The organism is Chryseobacterium carnipullorum, assembly GCF_003815695.1.
GTDB lineage: Bacteria > Bacteroidota > Bacteroidia > Flavobacteriales > Weeksellaceae > Chryseobacterium > Chryseobacterium carnipullorum.
Genome location: NZ_CP033920.1, coordinates 5,350,059 through 5,367,450, shown reverse-complemented (window position 1 = coordinate 5,367,450; position 17,392 = coordinate 5,350,059). Strand labels below are relative to the sequence as shown.

Here is a 17,392-nt window from a genome sequence, read left to right as displayed (position 1 = left end):
ATGAAAATTAAATATAATTTAATATCTGCGCTGTTAATTTCTTTTTTAGCCTTAAGCTGTGGAAAAAAAGAAGCTTCTGAGGAAACGGAAGTAAAAGCAAAAACCGAACAGGCAGAGGAGGCTCATGAAGAGGCACCGCAAACAATCGCCACATTAACTGAAGAACAAATGAAAGCAGTCGGAATCTCTTTAGGTAAAATTGAGATGAAAGATTTGGCTTCACTTGTTAAAGCCAATGGTGTCTTGAGTGTTCCTAACAATAGAAAAGCCACAGTAACCTCTTTGTATGGTGGGGTGATCAAGACATTAAATGTTCAAATAGGCGACTATGTCAGAAAAGGGCAGGTCATTGCATCCATTAATAATCCTGAGTATATTCAGCTTCAGGAGCAATATCTTACAGTGAACAGCAGGATCGCGTTTGCTGAACAGGAATATAGAAGGCAACGTGAACTATTTGATAATGATGCCGGAGCAAAAAAGAATCTGCAAAGCTCTGATGCTGAATTAAAAAGTTTAAGAACCCAAAGATCATCACTACAGAGACAGCTCCAGCTTATGGGGATCAGCCCGGGTAAAGTAAGCAATGGTAATCTACGATCTGGGTTGGTTATAACTTCACCGATCAGTGGAACCGTAAGCAGTATCAATGCGCAGATTGGAAGTTATGTTGATGTGGCATCACCAGTTCTTGATATTATTGATAATAGTTCTATCCATTTAGATCTTCAGGTTTTTGAAAAGGATCTACCTAAAATGAAAGTTGGACAAACTGTACAGTTTAAGCTGACCAATAATCCGGAAACTTTGTATAACGCTACCGTATTTAGTATCGGGTCGTCATTCGAAAATGAGAGTAAAACGATCTCTGTACATGCGAGTGTTACAGGAAATAAAGTGGGGTTGATCGATGGGATGAATGTTACCGGAATGGTAAGCCTTGGAAACTCAAGCACCGCTGCCGTTCCTGATGAAGCAATCGTGGAAGCTGACGGTAAATTCTATGTTTTCATACAGACTTCTAAAAAGCCTGAAGAACATGCTGAAGAGGAAGAAGGGGGTGAGAAAGAGGAAGGTACAAAAGAGGCAGCGCATACCAAGAATCAAGGAAAAACATTGAATTTTGAGAAAATAGAAATTGTTAAAGGTTCTTCAGATCTAGGTTATACTGCAATCACTCCAGTGACCAAAATTGCACCTGATACAAACATTGTGGTAAAAGGTGCATTCTTCGTCAATGCTAAATTATCTAATTCAGGAGGGCATGAAGATTAGATTTATTATTACGAAAGCCTTTATATAAAAGTTTCAGCTGTAATAAAAAATAACATTATGCTACGAATCGAATTAAATCGTGAACTACGTATCATAATGTTATATCAAATCTATAAACAAAAGTTATGTTACTAAACAAGAAAATTTCAATCTGGTATTTTATTGATCAAATTAAAAGCCAAATATTACTGATTGTTATACTTGCTGTAGGTATAGGTTTGTTGGATCTGCATCCTATTTTCAAAAAAATATCAATTCCATTAAGCATTCCCGCAATTTTAGGAACTGCTGTATCACTGCTACTTGCATTTAGGACGGCGCAGTCATACGAGAGATGGTGGGAAGCAAGAACCGTTTGGGGTGCTATTGTTAATGATTCCAGGTCTCTTATCCGATTAATTATTCAGTTCATTCCTCAGGATAGTGCGGACGTTAAAATATTTGCAGAAAGACAAATCGTATGGGTCTATGCGTTAGGCGAAGCATTAAGAAAACAGCCTTTTTCCGGTAAAGTAGGGGAGTATTTGAATATGCATCAGATTAACGCTGTTAATATACCCAATGCAATTTTGGATGAACATTCTTATCACTTAAGACAAATAGCCGAAAAAGGATTGGTATCAGATTTCAAGGAGGTTCAGCTTAACGAAGTTCTCATGAGGCTGTGTGACAATATGGGAAAATGTGAAAGATTGAAAAATACGGTATTTCCACGTGCCTATAGTATTTTACTGCATACTCTTATATATGTTTTTGCTTTTATACTCCCTTTCGGATTGGAAGATTCCCAGCTCACCTTGGAAATTATTACAACGATCACTATTCCTCTGCTATTTATAGCCATTGAGAAAACAGCAATCATCATGCAGGATCCTTTCGAGAATACTCCTGTGGATACGCCAATGACATCTATTGCACAAACTATAGAAATCAATATTTTACAGATGATCAAAGAAAATGATATTCCTGTTAAAAAAGAAAATAATACTTACTTCGAAATGTAGAGTCAATCTAGTAAATACATAAAATTATGAGCGACACAAATAAACAGACTGGATCTGCATCAAGCAGACATAAGAAAAATTTACTCATCGTCCTAGCACTAAGTGGTACTTATCTTATTGCTGAAGTCATTGGAGGAATTGCAACAAAAAGTCTTGCATTGCTTGCGGATGCTGCTCACATGCTAACAGATGTTGTCGGTTTACTCCTAGCATTTATTGCAATCAAAATTGGTGAGAGAAAGGCTAGTCCTGAAAAAACATTTGGGTACTATCGCACAGAGATTTTGGCTGCTGTGATTAATGCTGTTGTGCTATTGGGTATCTCATTATTTGTTTTATATGAGGCATTTCAAAGATTTAAAAATCCTCCTGAAGTGCAAAGTGGCTCCATGATGATCGTTGCAGGAATTGGTTTTGTGGTCAATATCATCGGTATCCTTATCATAAGAAAGGACTCCAATGAAAGTCTTAATATGAAAGGTGCTTATTTTGAGGTCTTGTCGGATATGCTGACATCCGTAGGAGTAATGATCGCAGGTGTGATAATGCTGACAACACAATGGTATTACGCAGATCCGATCATTTCTGCGGCAATAGGTCTATTAATCATTCCCAGAACCTTAAAGTTGCTTATGGAAGCGGTTAATGTCTTATTGGAAGGTACACCGAAAGATGTAGATATCAGCAAGCTTCGATCTTCACTGGAAGAACTTTCGGGAATCAAGGAAATCCACGATCTACATGTCTGGTCGCTTACATCAGGCGTTAATGCCATGAGCGCACATGTGATTGCAGATGATAACAAAAATCGCAATGAACTCCTGCAAATATTAATAGATAAAGCAACGACAGATTTTAAAATAACCCATACCACTTTTCAAATCGAATATGAAGGTTATGATGAAACTGAAATACACTTGTAGATGAATGATCAGAATAGATTGAAAATGAAATGAAATCTAAATGATTATTTCTATATCAAATAAAATTGATTTCTAAAGAATTAATGATGTAATCACTTATAAAACTTGTTTATGAAACTAATTAAAATTAAGCGAAGCAGTTATAGCCTGCTCATTAATTTTTTCTTATTATATATAATTTTTTCCTTTGTCCTCAGGATAGGATTTTCTATTGCCAGCCTTCAAAAGGCAGAGATTAGTTTTCTTTCATTGCTGAATGTATTTGCTCTGGGATTTTTATTTGATATAGGGGTAGGGGTGTTTTTTGTGCTACCGTACAGTCTGTACCTGCTTTTATTTCCTCAGAAATATAATAATTCGCTTTTCAATAGAGCTATGACTTTTTTTTGCTTTAATGTAGCTGTGCTTATATTGTTGTTTTCATTTTTTGCTGAAGTAACATTCTGGCAGGAATTTGAAAGCCGGTTTAATTTTATTGCAGTTGATTATCTGGTTTATACCTATGAAGTAATCAATAATATTAATGAATCATATCCTTTGCCATTGCTCATTACAGCCATGTTAATAATGACTTCTTTGGTGTTTTTACTTTTCTATAAAAGGCATTACTTCACAGATAATTTTAAGGGCAGTACACCTTTTTTACAAAGATTCTTTATCTTTTTCGGATTGCTTTTCATTTCAGTCATTTATGCATTTTTTATTGACAACAGTTTAGCAGAGAATAGCGAAAACAGGTATCGGAATGAGCTGTCAAAATCAGGAATCTATTCTTTTTTTTCTGCATATAAAAATAACGAGATCAATTATGAACACTTCTATAAACTCATCGATAATAGGGTGGCGTTTAATATTGTGAGAACTGATCTCCAGGAATCTAACTCAGATTACTTATCAAATGATTTCTCAATCTTACGTAACATTAAGGGAGCTGACTCCTATGAGAAGCCCAATGTTATTATGATCACATTGGAAAGTTTCAGTGCAGACTTTATGAAAACATTTGGCAACAATCAGAATCTGACACCTACGTTGGACTCATTGGCGAATCAAAGCATTTTATTTACCAATATGTATGCTACCGGAACAAGAACCGTGCGAGGAATGGAGGCACTTTCACTTGCCGTTCCGCCTACACCGGGGAATAGTATTGTCCGCAGGAAAGAAAATGATAATCTGAGCACTGTAGGATCGATCTTCAGTCAAAAGGGATATGATACTTCTTTCTTATATGGTGGTGATGGTTATTTTGATAATATGAATAATTATTTCGGTAATAATGGATACACAATTGTAGACCGGAAAAGAAATTCTTTTGTAGGGGAAGATTATCAGTCTCCAAGAATACCAATAGAAGACAAGGAGGTCACTTTTGAAAATGCCTGGGGTATTAGTGATGAAAATCTTTATGATCAGGTGATAAAGCAAGCAGATCAAAAATTTGCAGCGGGGAAACCTTTTTACGATTTTGTAATGAACACTTCCAATCATCGTCCTTATACATATCCTGAAGGAAAGATTGATATTCCCTCGGGATCGGGAAGGGAAGGCGCCGTGAAATACACAGATTATGCGATCGGTCAGTTTTTTAAAAAGATAAAGAATAAATCCTGGTACAAAAATACCATTGTTATAATTGTTGCAGATCATTGTGCCAGCAGTGCGGGCAAGAACGATATCGATGTCGCAAAATACCATATCCCTGCAATGATTGTCAACCTGAACGACAACGAACCATTCAGAATTGAAAAAATGTGCTCTCAGATCGATTTGTATCCAACACTTTTCGCACTTTTAGGTTGGACATATCAGAGTAATCTTTATGGTAAAAATGTTTTAGGCGAAAGCTATATTCCAAGAATATTTGTAAGTACCTATCAGAAACTTGGATATATGGAAAACAACAAATTGGTTATTCTAGGTCCACAGCAAAAAACAGAGACGTATTTGTATGACAAGGAGAAAAATAAACAAAATCCAGAGATGCTGTCTGAACAGTATGTAAAAAAAGCGATAGCAAATTATCAGTCGGCCTACTATCTTTTCAAGAATGAAGGATTAAAACAGAAGCGGATTAAAAAGGGAAATATAACCACAACTAGATAAAGTGATATAAAATGGATCTAAAATTTGAACTTTTACTTGCCGGAAAATTATTATTAGCACTGTTTTTTGGCGCGATAATAGGTTTCGAAAGAGAAACTGCCCATAAAGATGCAGGGGTTCGCACTTTTGGCGTTCTCTGTATGGCTTCTTGCTTATTTGTGGCAGTTGCCTCGCATCTTACAGATGATAAATCTGCAATAGCGAGAATGTTGGCGGCGATACCTGCCGGTTTAGGATTTATCGGAGCTGGACTGGCATTTAAAGATAGTTCCAAAAGCATGCAGGGGCTTACAACATCCACTGCTTTATGGGCTGCATCGGCAATAGGATCTGCCCTTGCACTGAACATGTTTTTGTTATCTTTTTTAGCAACTGTTCTTACCTTGTTCATCTTAAGTATTAACAAATTTGGCTGGTATAAAAAAATTCTAAAAACCGGAAGACAATCAGACCAGGATATATATATAAAGTAACCTAAAAATCATAAAAATATTATTATGGAACATAAACACATCTACGACGAAAATGGAAAGCAGCTCTGCTGTACTCCACAGGAAGGCAAAATCTATAAAGATGCTGGAGCCAAAAAATTAGTTGAAGAAGACGGATGCTGCGCTCCAAAGAAGAAAACGGAAGATCATCAACATACAGATGATGATGGACATGATCATGCAGAAACTGATAAAACAGCGTTTCAGATGTTCTTGCCTGCGATTATTTCTTTGGTATTGTTATTAGCAGGCATTGCATTGGACAATTACATTAAGCCTGAATGGTTTAAAGACTGGGTACGTATTGTCTGGTACGGTGTTGCTTATCTACCGGTAGGCCTACCGGTTTTAAAAGAGGCATTTGAAAGTATCAAACAAGGTGATGTGTTTTCAGAATTTTTCCTTATGAGCATTGCAACGATAGGGGCTTTCATTATCGGAGAATTTCCTGAAGGAGTAGCGGTTATGTTGTTCTATGCAGTAGGAGAGGTTTTTCAGACTCTGGCTGTGTCGAGAGCTAAAACCAATATTAAGGCTCTTTTAGATCAACGTCCTGATGAGGTAACGATTATTGAAAATAATCAGCCTAAAAAAATCAAAGCTGCCGAAGCCAAAATCGGGGATACGATTCAGTTAAAATCAGGAGAAAAACTGGCATTGGACGGAGAACTGATCTCCGATTCTGCGTCTTTCAATACCGCAGCGTTAACAGGAGAGAGCAAACCTGATTCTAAAAATAAAGGTGAAACAGTTTTAGCCGGAATGATCAATATGAACAGCGTAGCTTTGATTAAGGTTAATACAGCTTATGAGGATAGCAAACTCAGTAAGATCCTTGAACTGGTACAAAATGCAACAGCTCAAAAAGCTCCGACTGAACTTTTTATCAGAAAATTTGCAAGAATTTACACCCCAATTGTGGTTGCATTAGCTGTTTTGATCTGCTTAGTACCTTATTTCTTTGTTGATGATTATGTTTTCAGAGATTGGTTGTACAGAGCATTGATTTTCTTAGTTATATCTTGTCCGTGTGCATTGGTGATCTCTATCCCGCTTGGCTATTTTGGAGGTATCGGAGCAGCGAGCCGCAATGGTATATTATTTAAAGGAAGCAACTTTTTGGATAAGATCGCTGAGATTCAGAATGTGGTAATGGATAAGACCGGAACTATGACAGAAGGTGTTTTCAAAGTTCAGGACGTTACCATTAAAGAAGGATTTGACAAAGATGAGATTCTCCAATTGGTCAATGTTGTTGAAAGTAAAAGTACCCATCCTGTGGCTACTGCTGTTCACGAGTTTGTAGGAGAGATCAACAATTCGATCAATTTAGAGGATACTGAAGAAATTGCAGGGCATGGGCTTAAAGCGAGAGCTAATGGGAAGGAAATCCTGGTGGGTAATTTTAAACTATTGGATAAATTTAAGATCGGTTATGATGTAGACCCATCCAAAATCGTATATACGGTGATAGCTATCGCATATGATGGAAAATTTGCAGGATTCATTACGATTGCCGACCGAATCAAGGACGATGCAAAGCAAGCAGTTGAAAAACTTCATAGCTTGAATGTAAAAGCGACTATGCTAAGTGGTGACAAGACAACTGTAGTAAAATATGTGGCTGAGCAGATCGGTATTGACAATGCTTTTGGAGACCTGCTTCCGGAAGATAAGGTCAACAAGGTCAAAGAAATCAAAGCAAGAAATGAAAGTGTGGCTTTTGTTGGTGATGGTGTAAATGATGCGCCTGTAGTAGCATTAAGTGATGTTGGAATAGCAATGGGTGGACTTGGCAGCGATGCGACCATCGAAACTGCCGATGTTGTGATCCAGGATGATAAACCATCAAAAATACCTATGGCGATCAATATTGGAAAGAAGACCAAAAGGATCGTCTGGCAGAATATCATTCTTGCCTTTGTTGTAAAAGCCATCGTGCTCGTACTTGGAGCTGGTGGACTGGCTACGATGTGGGAAGCTGTATTTGCTGATGTGGGAGTTGCTTTGATTGCAATACTCAATGCAGTCAGGATTCAAAGAATGAAATTTTAAAAGAGATTATCACAGATAAAAATAGAGCAAATTCTAGTATCCTGTTTCCTTAGGATATTACAATTCTAAGGAAAATTTGCCTCCACTCATATTATTAAGATTGAGTTCCCATAAAAGATGGGAACAGGGAAGTTACATCCAATTTTACGATATAAAATTGAATACTATTAATGTTAGATCCGAACAATAAAAATCAGAAATATAATTTTTATGTGGACTTATGTAAAAAAAAACTCAATACTAATCCTTTTACTGAAATTCTCTCTAAGTATTTATGCTCAGGATAGTTTGTCATTGCAAAAAACTGCTCAACAAGATTCTTTAATAATAAGAGATGATACTTTGGATTATAAAAAACTTATTGTTCCGGTTAGCTTGATATCGGCAGGTGCAATTGGTTTTACAATTCCTGAAATCAAAAAGTTTGATTATGATGTGAGAAGGGAGGTAAACGATCATACATTAAACAATTCAAAATTAGACAACTATACCTTATTTGTACCAGCTGCGCTCGTTTATGGTTTAAACATAGCGGGTGTTCGAGGGAAACATAACTTAAAAGATCGAACGATCATTTTAGCAACATCACAAGCTATCTTATTGGCAATAGTTATTCCTTCAAAATCATTGATCGGCAGGGAGCGGCCTGATCAATCAAATTATATGTCATTTCCCTCAGGTCATGCAGCGATCGCATTTTCAACTGCACAGTTTATGTTCAGAGAATATAGGGACAGCAATTATTGGATCAGTCTGTCAGGATATCCGTTTGCCATTTTTACTAGTGTGTACAGAATCATCAATAATAAGCATTGGGTTACAGATGTCCTGTCTGGTGCTGGTATCGGAATTTTTTCTACTGAGATAGCATATTGGTTATATCCAAAGATCAAAACTTTATTTAAAAGTAAGAATGAAAAAACATTATCTATGATTTCTCCTTATTTCCAGAAGAGTTATCAGCAGAAAAGTTTGGGTTTGAATTACCAGCTATTTTTTTAAATGAGAAATTATGGGATTTAAAAGACGATTTAGGAGACGAATAATCAGGAGGGGAAAGCATCGGCTTGCGTCAGAAGATATATTCTATTTGATAGTTTTTAGTATCCTGATACTATCTCTTATAACATATGGATTTAAGAAATATTTTCATCCTGTCAAAGACCATCATTTTAAATATCATCAAAGTAAAAACTAATCAATCTACTTCCTAAAACGATCAATAGTTAACTATGGACAGATAGAAATAATATTTTTTTAGAGTAATGTTTTAACATATCACGTTTTTAAAGGACATTTAAAATTATTTAGATGTTTGAAGCAATATTGTTTAAAACAATGGAAAGTATTTAAAATCAGTAGATTATAGCTTTGTTTTGGCATCTTATTTGCCTTTCACAAATAACAACATATATAAATTAATATTCACCTTTAAATTAAAATGTTATGAACAGCGAAGATCAAAAAAAAGAGACACACGACCATCCAGAACATCACGAACACAAAGAACATCATCCGCACAAGGAACATCACGAGGGTCCTGAACATGCAGATGAGCCGGAGCATCACGATGAGGCCGAGCATCATCAAGAAAAAGAACATCACGATGAGAAAGAACATCATGATGAGAATAAGAAGTAAATAGCATAGTTCTTATAAATACTGAATTTCAATACTGGAATTCAGTATATTTTTAATAATATAATGTACCGTATTTTAATCTTTCTTCATAAGTGAGCATTTTCAAATATTAATATTTAATTGAGTCGTTATGTATAAAATCTAGATTGAATTCGCTAATTCCAGTAATCCTACGAAACAGTCTTTCTTGCTTTTTGTCCCTTAACAAAAACATAAAGAATATCCACGGAGTATTAACTCAAGAATGACTTTTTGCTCAATCCTAAGATCTGCGGAGGCAAATTATTAGAAATACGTTGAAATACCAAAGCTGAAGCCTACAGTTTTTGCCGCAGGGTTCGCAAAAATGTCTTTCTGTTTCTGAAATCTATAATTAAGTCTAAAAACAGTTTGTGCATTGGGTCTAAAACTGATTGCAGGCATAATACTCCATAAATCTTCTCCAATTTTGCTGTTGTCTTCTCTGAAATGACCTACGTTCCAATCTACATACTCTAAACGGCATGCAAGATTAACGGTTGCTCTTTCCCAATCCAAAATTTTTCTTTTAATTATTGGCTGAACAATGTCTATAAATCCTCCATGCTGCCTGTCTCCATATTGTTGTGTATAAGTTTCCGGGACATCTACTTTAACCCAAGCCCATTCTGCAGTAATTAAAGTTCCAAGGTTTGGAAGTGTATTATTATAATCCAATGCAAATACCCGAACCCTTCTTTTATCGTCAACCTGAAGACCTTCATCCTGAAATTTATTATAGATTCCTCCCATATAAGAGACTCCAAATTCTCCTGCTTTTTCATGTCTTGTGGCAATTTTTGCTGTTAAAAGAGGAACACCGCTGTTAATTTCTTCAAAACGTTCAGGATTACTTTTGGCAGCAGGTAAGTACGTTTTGTTTTGATTATTGTCAATAATTGAATTATCAAAATTTCCTGATAGATATACCTCGTATCCGAACATCCACTCGGCTTTATACATTTTTCCATAAAATCCGAAACCAGCATTACTGAATGTAGCAGGCAACATTTCTGTAGCAGATATAGGACGATCGGTAAACTCCCATTTCGGACCGTCATGATTTTGGTTGAAAGCACCAATTGGATTCATAATAATTCCTCCTCTCAAATTAAGCAAGGGATTAAACTCTACATCAATGGCAGCAAATTCAATATTAATCTCTTTACCTCCTTCTTCTAATTCTATTTCACTCAGAAATTTAATTTTTGAGGAAATTGTAGAAGATACAAAAAGTGTCATCCTACGTAATTGAAATTGATGTCCATCAGATATACCATCAGTGCTGATATGCTGCCAATTGGCTTCCGCATAGCCACCAATAGAGACAGGCACTTTCCCTAATCCTAAGAAGGGACGCTTGTAAACGGCATCCATGTTCAAAGAGCGAGAACTGTCTACAGGTATTCTTTTTAGTAATTCAGAATCTATCTGTGCTGTGGCTTCCTGAAAAATTAAAATTATAATTAGATAGATAATTTTTTTCATACCGGTTTTTTTAAAGAAATTTTCAAAAAATCCGATTCTATGTATACTGGAAATTTTCTTAAGGTCTGATCAGCAGGACCGTTTTGTACTAAACCTTGGTTGGAAAATTCACTACCATGTGCAGGACACTGTAGCTTATCTCCAAATACTTGTAACTGGCTACCCTGATGGGTACATTGCATCCATAATGCTTCATACTCAGTTTCCGAAAAACGAAATACACAAATGGGATATTTGAGAGATTCATTTTGAATAATTACATAGGATAATTTTTTGTCAGGATATTTTGTATCCATAAAATCCTCCAAAGGCAATATGATATAATCGTCTTTAATCGCTCCTGAAATCATTTTATTGCTTATACACCCTGAAAGAATGGGAGGAATTGCAGTAAAGCCTAAACAGACCAAACTGCATTTTTTGAGAAATTCAAGTCTGTCCATAATTATAAGGATTTCAAAAATTTAATAATAGCTTCTTTTTCTTGGACTGGTAATTGAGTGTAATTGGTTCTGCTGGTTGCAGCCTCTCCCCCGTGAAGCTGTATTGCTTCTTCTATACTTTTTGCCCTGCCATCATGCATTAAGAAGTATTGACCGCCTTGTGATTTTGGAGATAAACCTAACCCCCACAGTGCAGGCGTACGCCATTCATAAGTTTTCGCAGTGCCTTCCGTATAGTTGTCATCCAAAGAAGCACCCATATCATGAAGTAATAAGTCTGTGTACGGATAAAACTTTTTATTGGATAATGGTGAAATTGAGGAGGATGAAGTTTTCAGTTCCGGGACATGACATTTATTACAACTTATCTGAGAAAATATAGTCTGACCTTGTTTAATGATACTATTTTCTGCGTCTCGCTGAATAGGTGTTTTCAATGTACGAAGATAAAATACAACATCTGCGATGGTCTTATCAGAAACTTCGGGATCAACATTCATTCCTGAATAAACATCGTGAGGATTAAAAGTTGAAGTAATGCCCATATCTTGATTGTAAGCATTAACGGTTTGTTGTAGTAAACTGTATGTGGATGCCTTTTTACCAAATCTTCCGATATACTTCCCTCCTTTTGTTACAGCAAAGAAGAATGGTGCTTGATATGCCGGAAGATCAATATAATTGGGGACTCCTGAGATGCCATCATTATTTGTATCACAAGGGTCAGCCATTGCCAAAATATCCATATCAGAAACCAATTCAATAAAACCTAATCCGGTATTGGCAGGCGGAGTAAATTTAGAAAATGTTGCTCCGGGAGGAATTGCTTCCGGAGTATAACCTGGTATCGCCCTATTTTGCAATTGAGGACCACCTAAAAGCAAAAATAAATTTCCTGTTTCGTCAGTCTGTCCAAAACGTATAAGAGTAGTAAAGGGAGTCCCTTTTCCATCACCAGCATGACAGCTTCCACAACTTGTTGCCACGAAGGTTGGACCAAGACCTTTCCCGACCGTGAAGGTTTCATCGTTAAAGGCGATATCCCCTCGCAAAAATTGTTGGTTTTCAGCATATGATAACCCCACAATGGAGCCATCAAGTAATTCACTCTCATCTATCGCTTCAGGCTGAAGTTTATCACAAGCTTGTACGATCAGAAAAAGAAGATAGAAAATTATAATAATAGGTATATATCTCTTGCTCACGTTTTTTTTTCAAATATAATAAAAAGTTAGATTAATCTAACTTTTTATTTCGCTATGTCTAATTATTTTTATGACTGCTGTGCATTTATAGCAAACACTATAAATAAAGATTAGATAATTTGAAACGGAATTTAATCTCAGGATATGTGCTGTTAGGATATTTTTCTTGAAAAACAATAACCTTTATCGCATAGTAAATTAATGTGGATATTGAACAGTCCTAGTGTACAAATTTTAATAGCCAGACGAAACAGTTGGTTGCCAAGTGCTAAGGTTGACCGTCTTAATAGTAGTAGGTAATTATTTTTTGTAAATTATACAATTTTACCATCTAAACTTACCAAAGATAAAAAGGATGATAGTTCATTAATGATTTTTGGTTTGGGGATTTATATCAAAAGCGAAAAATGATTAGGGCAGGGTATATTTGTTATTTGAAAATCTGTGGATTATGGAAGAGATAGAAAAAAGATCTACATTTATTTGTGAAAAATAAAAAAAAACATATCTTTGCACCAGTAAAAACGACGCACTCTATTTTTGTTTATTAAAGTGACCTATTCGGTGACCTAAAAATAAGAGAACGACATAAAGCTTATGGATAGGGAGTTTTTCAAATAAGAACAAGTCCCGTCCGGATCGCAAGATCTTTTCAACCCCTTCAATTGTTTGAAGGGTTTTTTTATTTGTGTAATTGCATTGAAAAACAAATTAAGCCATTATTTATATTGTAATAAGCTTGGTGTAAAAAGTTAGAGAAAGAATCATCTGTTTTTAGCGCAAAGCCAAATTCTGACAATAAATACAATCAGGATACTAAGAGGAAAGTTTCTTAGCCCCATTTTTTATTTATTCCGACCAGAACAATTTCTACGAAACAATATACTCCACAATAGCTTCACAGTGTATCTTTGTCGTATCAAAAACAGGAACAGAAATATCATCCTGACTGATTAGTAAAGGAATCTCCGTACAACCCAAAATAATACATTCTGCTCCGCTGTTGACAAGGTCTTCTACAATCGAAATGTAACTGGCTTTTGTTTCCGGATTAATGAGGCCCACTCCCAGTTCATCTTTTACAGTCTGCTGAATATAATCTCTTGTTTCCTGATTTTCCGGAACGAGAACTTCAAGTCCATATTCTTCAAGTTTATTTTTGTAAAATTCCATTTCCATGGTAAACTTTGTTCCGATTAATCCAGCCTTTTTAAAACCTGCTTTTTGTATAGCCCTTGCGGTTTCTGTTCCTAGATGGATAATCGGCAGTTTTAGGGTATTCTGAAGCTCATCAGCAAAGAGATGAGCGGTATTCGCACACAGAACAATGCTATCGGCTCCGCTGTTTTTAAGGTGCTTGCAGGCATTCAGTAATAAATCGAAGGAATGGACCCAGCTTTTAGCCTGGATATCTCCAAAATTCAGAGAGTAGATCATGCATTCGGCGGCATTCAGTCCTCCCAGTCTTGTATTGACTCCTTCATTGATGAACTTATAGTAATCTAATGTAGATACCCAGCTTATTCCGCCTACCAATCCTATTTTTTTCATGAATTTTCCAATTTACCGTTTATGACAAATCTAGACAAAAGTTTCCATTGTATCCCGTACATTTGTTGGTGTATTGATGATTTCAATGATGGATGAGCCGGTTGAAACTTTTAGATCTGTTAATCCATATCCGTACACTGCTCAGGTATCTATGTTGATTGAGTTTGAGTTATCGGCAAATAAAAGTTCGTTCTTTTTCAAACGAGTGTTTGCCAGGAAAAGAGATATGATAGTACCCTATTTATAGTTATTTTTGTTCAGAAGAAGCATCGAACCAAACGATTTATTGTTATAATATTATTGAAAACTATAAACACCAACAATGTCAAGAAGAAAATTTATTCTGCTTTCCATCCTTAAAACCTGGTTTATTGCTACCATTATTTCTACAGTGATTCTGATGGTTTACATGATGATTACGGAAGTTCCGAATAAACAAACCAGAACCTGTGATATGAGCGGCCTTGCGTATAGCCTTCTGATCATGTGGATTTTGTCTTTGGGTATTGTTTCCTTCAGCAGTCTTTTTTCTCTTTTAAAAGTTTTTCATGGAAAGATAAAAAGAGGGCTGTGCTGGTTTTTACTTCCCATACTTACGGCGGGATATTTTTTTATAGCCATTTCTGAGGGAAAAATCGATGGGGAAGGAGTGATCTATTTTTTGATCTCCAATCTTCCGTGGTTTCTTCTGTGGGGATTTTATTACTCCCGATTTAATTTTTTGTTTAAGTCATCATTAACAACACCATACAACCGATAAAAAAATGAAAAAATTGTTTTTGTTCCTCGCAATTATGCTGTATACCTTTGTCCTTAAAGCTCAGCCACTCACCTTAAAATCTGTCGACGCAGATAAAGAATTCAGGTTAAAGCTATATTACGGAAATGCTGGTAAAGGAGCTTTTGTGCAGTATGAAGGAAAGAAAGGCATTATTCCACTGCGGGTTAAAAGTTATGTATTAGATACCCTTCAGGCAAGGAATAACCAGCCGGACCGTCATTATTTTGTATGGGAAGAGATGGTGAATGGAAAAGTACACGGAACATATCAATTGCTGCAAATGAATCATCTGATTGCTGATGCATCTTACATCAGGGAACAAGATCGAAGACATTTCTTACTTGATCTTGCAGAAATTCATAATGAAAAAGAGGATGGTAATGATCAATACCTTTTGCATGGTGCATTAATCTCATTTAATCATTTTTATAATAGTAATTTGCTGATCGAATATCCGGATGGAAAAAAAATGACTGCCGAGCTTCCTTTTCCGGACAATCCTGAGGCAGCCCAACAAAGCATCATTGAGGATTATAACTTCGATGGCTATGATGATCTCGCCTTCACGATTCCCGATGCAGGAATGGGTGTATACCACAGGTTTACGATTTATCTGTACAATCCGAAAAAGAAACGGTTCGAGAAATTAAAGGAACCGGATTACTCACGTTCAGACTGTTCGTGTCTTTGCGATGTTGATGCAAATAAAGAAAAGAAATTATTACAGACCGGTTGCCGTGGTGGTGCTTCATGGCATCAGGACTCATACCGTTTTGACAAAAATGGAATGTTACAATGGATTGGTAAAAGGGATTTGTCCGAGGAGATTGAGTAAATGAGTAGTGATCTTTGGAGAAAAGGATAAGAACCTTAACTCCCTCTGCAGTCAACATCTGAAAAATCTCAAACCGTGAAACGCTTCCAAGTCGGAAGCATACTCCAAAAAAACAACATTCCCAATCAATATCCAAAAAAAAAAATTACTGCCCAAAAAGACAGTAATAGACAAAGATCAGCTGATATGATATTTCACACAGTTTGCGGTTTTTTTTACTACAGAAACTAATTTCGTTATTGAGAAAGCTGATCTCTAAGGGCTGCTTTAATCCGGCCGCTGTTATTGAATATTTTCAGTCTGAACTGACCCTCATGGGCGGAGTTATTTACGATAAAAACTTGATGTTTGAAATCTACCTTAACTTTGACCGAATCGTTTTTTGGCAGCTCCTTTATTTCACGGTTATTGATGACATATTGAAGTGGGTCTTTCTGCGAAGAATTGTATAAAACCACTTCGAGATTCTCCTTTGATGAATTTTTAATGTTTAGATTTTTGTAGGCAGGAATTTTCCATCCATTGCGGTAAAGATGTCTGCCACGGGTAATCTGAAAAGAAGATAGAATAATAACAAAAACTGCTAAGAAGATAAATAGTGAGCAAAAATAGATATTTTTCATTTTTCGGACTATTGATTTGTTTTGGTACAGAACCGACTTTATTTTTGGTAAAATTATATTACGTCATTTTGATAACCGCTACACTTTTGTGTAGATTTGCTTAAATAGGATAAAAACTACACTTTTGGGTAGTGATTGACCGGTTGATTAACAAAGGTATGGAAGAAATCAATAAATTTTTTAATAATAAAAATAATGTACAAAGCGATGCAGCAATTGATCAAAGCCAGGTCGGAGATTATTTGCAGGCCGTAAAGGCATTTTCCAGACTCACTTATCAGAGCCTGTATGTCATCGATTATCAGACCAGAGCTTTTGAATATGTATCTGAAAATCCGCTGTTCTTGTGTGGTAAATCTTCGGAAGAGGTCAAAGAATTGGGCTATGCTTTTTATTTTCAGAATGTAAAAACTGAAGATGTGGAATTGCTGATCAGGATCAATGAGGCTGGATTTGAGTTTTATGAAAATATTCCGGTGGAGGAGAGAAAACTGTATTCTATTTCTTACGATTTTTATCTCATCAACAACAAAAAGAATATGGTTCTGGTGAATCATAAACTCACCCCGATGTTTCTTACTGAGGAAGGGCAGATCTGGAAAGCTTTATGTATTGTTTCTCTTTCAAACAGTACCTCGTCCGGTAATGTTGTCGTCAGCCGGGAAGGTTCGGATGAACTTTGGAAATATGATCCTGTAGCGAAAAGATGGGGGAAAGATGAAAAAATAAAGCTTTCTCAGAGAGAATATGAAATTCTGAGATTATATGCGAGCGGGCTGACGATTAATGAAATTGCAGAAAAACTGTTTATCTCTGCTGATACTGTAAAATTTCACAGAAAAAAACTCTTTGATAAAATTGGAGTTAATAACATTGCTGAGGCGCTTTCTTATGCTAAAACTAATAAGTTGCTGTAACACAATACTCTTCGGTACCGTTTTTTTACGGTATTT

General features: G+C 36.0%; 16 protein-coding genes. 11 read left to right on the top strand and 5 right to left on the bottom strand.

Annotation, left to right across the window (positions count from 1 at the left end; all coding sequences use genetic code 11):
• The 8 genes from EG346_RS24240 to EG346_RS24205 all read left to right on the top strand — a co-directional run bounded on the left by EG346_RS24240 (window position 1) and on the right by EG346_RS24205 (window position 9,495).
• Window positions 1-1,275, top strand: coding sequence for an efflux RND transporter periplasmic adaptor subunit (locus tag EG346_RS24240; protein ID WP_123882485.1), 1,275 nt, complete (start codon window positions 1-3; stop codon window positions 1,273-1,275).
• A 125-nt stretch (window positions 1,276-1,400) separates the two neighbouring features.
• Complete coding sequence (locus tag EG346_RS24235; RefSeq protein WP_028123473.1) at window positions 1,401-2,279, top strand: bestrophin family protein; 879 nt, start codon at window positions 1,401-1,403, stop codon at window positions 2,277-2,279.
• 26 nt (window positions 2,280-2,305) lie between these two features.
• A complete protein-coding gene (locus EG346_RS24230) occupies window positions 2,306-3,202 on the top strand; it encodes a cation diffusion facilitator family transporter (protein WP_034975918.1) in 897 nt (298 codons plus the stop codon).
• A 111-nt stretch (window positions 3,203-3,313) separates the two neighbouring features.
• A complete protein-coding gene (locus EG346_RS24225) occupies window positions 3,314-5,308 on the top strand; it encodes an LTA synthase family protein (protein WP_034975916.1) in 1,995 nt (664 codons plus the stop codon).
• Between the two features lie 11 nt (window positions 5,309-5,319).
• The gene (locus EG346_RS24220; protein ID WP_034975913.1) at window positions 5,320-5,781 is read left to right on the top strand and encodes an MgtC/SapB family protein; all 462 of its coding nucleotides are present in this window, start codon (window positions 5,320-5,322) and stop codon (window positions 5,779-5,781) included.
• 24 nt (window positions 5,782-5,805) lie between these two features.
• Window positions 5,806-7,854 carry a heavy metal translocating P-type ATPase gene (locus EG346_RS24215; protein ID WP_040995614.1) on the top strand — a complete coding sequence of 683 codons (2,049 nt, stop codon included), beginning with the start codon at window positions 5,806-5,808 and terminating at the stop codon, window positions 7,852-7,854.
• 210 nt (window positions 7,855-8,064) lie between these two features.
• A complete protein-coding gene (locus EG346_RS24210) occupies window positions 8,065-8,856 on the top strand; it encodes a phosphatase PAP2 family protein (protein WP_034975909.1) in 792 nt (263 codons plus the stop codon).
• A 444-nt stretch (window positions 8,857-9,300) separates the two neighbouring features.
• Window positions 9,301-9,495: a hypothetical protein gene (locus EG346_RS24205; protein ID WP_034975906.1), complete on the top strand. Its 195-nt coding sequence runs from the start codon at window positions 9,301-9,303 to the stop codon at window positions 9,493-9,495.
• A 285-nt stretch (window positions 9,496-9,780) separates the two neighbouring features.
• Here the strand turns inward: EG346_RS24205 and EG346_RS24200 are convergent, their stop codons facing one another.
• The 4 genes from EG346_RS24200 to EG346_RS24185 form a co-directional block, all read right to left on the bottom strand.
• Window positions 9,781-11,001 (bottom strand): hypothetical protein, encoded by a 1,221-nt coding sequence (locus EG346_RS24200; RefSeq protein WP_034975904.1) that lies wholly within the window; start codon window positions 10,999-11,001, stop codon window positions 9,781-9,783.
• Window positions 10,998-11,444 carry a QcrA and Rieske domain-containing protein gene (locus EG346_RS24195; RefSeq protein ID WP_051879933.1) on the bottom strand — a complete coding sequence of 149 codons (447 nt, stop codon included), beginning with the start codon at window positions 11,442-11,444 and terminating at the stop codon, window positions 10,998-11,000. Before EG346_RS24195 ends, EG346_RS24200 begins: the two co-directional genes overlap by 4 nt.
• 2 nt (window positions 11,445-11,446) lie before the next feature.
• The gene (locus EG346_RS24190) at window positions 11,447-12,649 is read right to left on the bottom strand and encodes a di-heme oxidoredictase family protein (protein ID WP_034975902.1); all 1,203 of its coding nucleotides are present in this window, start codon (window positions 12,647-12,649) and stop codon (window positions 11,447-11,449) included.
• Window positions 12,650-13,519: 870 nt separating this feature from the next.
• Window positions 13,520-14,200 carry an aspartate/glutamate racemase family protein gene (locus EG346_RS24185; protein WP_123882482.1) on the bottom strand — a complete coding sequence of 227 codons (681 nt, stop codon included), beginning with the start codon at window positions 14,198-14,200 and terminating at the stop codon, window positions 13,520-13,522.
• Between the two features lie 322 nt (window positions 14,201-14,522).
• Here EG346_RS24185 and EG346_RS24180 point away from each other — a divergent pair, with 322 nt between their 5' ends.
• Window positions 14,523-14,960 (top strand): hypothetical protein, encoded by a 438-nt coding sequence (locus EG346_RS24180; protein WP_073335412.1) that lies wholly within the window; start codon window positions 14,523-14,525, stop codon window positions 14,958-14,960.
• Window positions 14,961-14,964: 4 nt separating this feature from the next.
• Window positions 14,965-15,816, top strand: a complete 852-nt coding sequence (locus EG346_RS24175) for an XAC2610-related protein (RefSeq protein WP_123882479.1) — start codon at window positions 14,965-14,967, stop codon at window positions 15,814-15,816.
• A 236-nt stretch (window positions 15,817-16,052) separates the two neighbouring features.
• Here EG346_RS24175 and EG346_RS24170 read toward each other — a convergent pair whose 3' ends face one another.
• Window positions 16,053-16,439: a hypothetical protein gene (locus EG346_RS24170; protein WP_073335409.1), complete on the bottom strand. Its 387-nt coding sequence runs from the start codon at window positions 16,437-16,439 to the stop codon at window positions 16,053-16,055.
• A gap of 158 nt (window positions 16,440-16,597) precedes the next feature.
• Between EG346_RS24170 and EG346_RS24165 the strand changes: the two genes are divergently transcribed.
• The gene (locus EG346_RS24165; RefSeq protein ID WP_073335408.1) at window positions 16,598-17,356 is read left to right on the top strand and encodes a response regulator transcription factor; all 759 of its coding nucleotides are present in this window, start codon (window positions 16,598-16,600) and stop codon (window positions 17,354-17,356) included.
• Window positions 17,357-17,392: the final 36 nt, after the last annotated feature.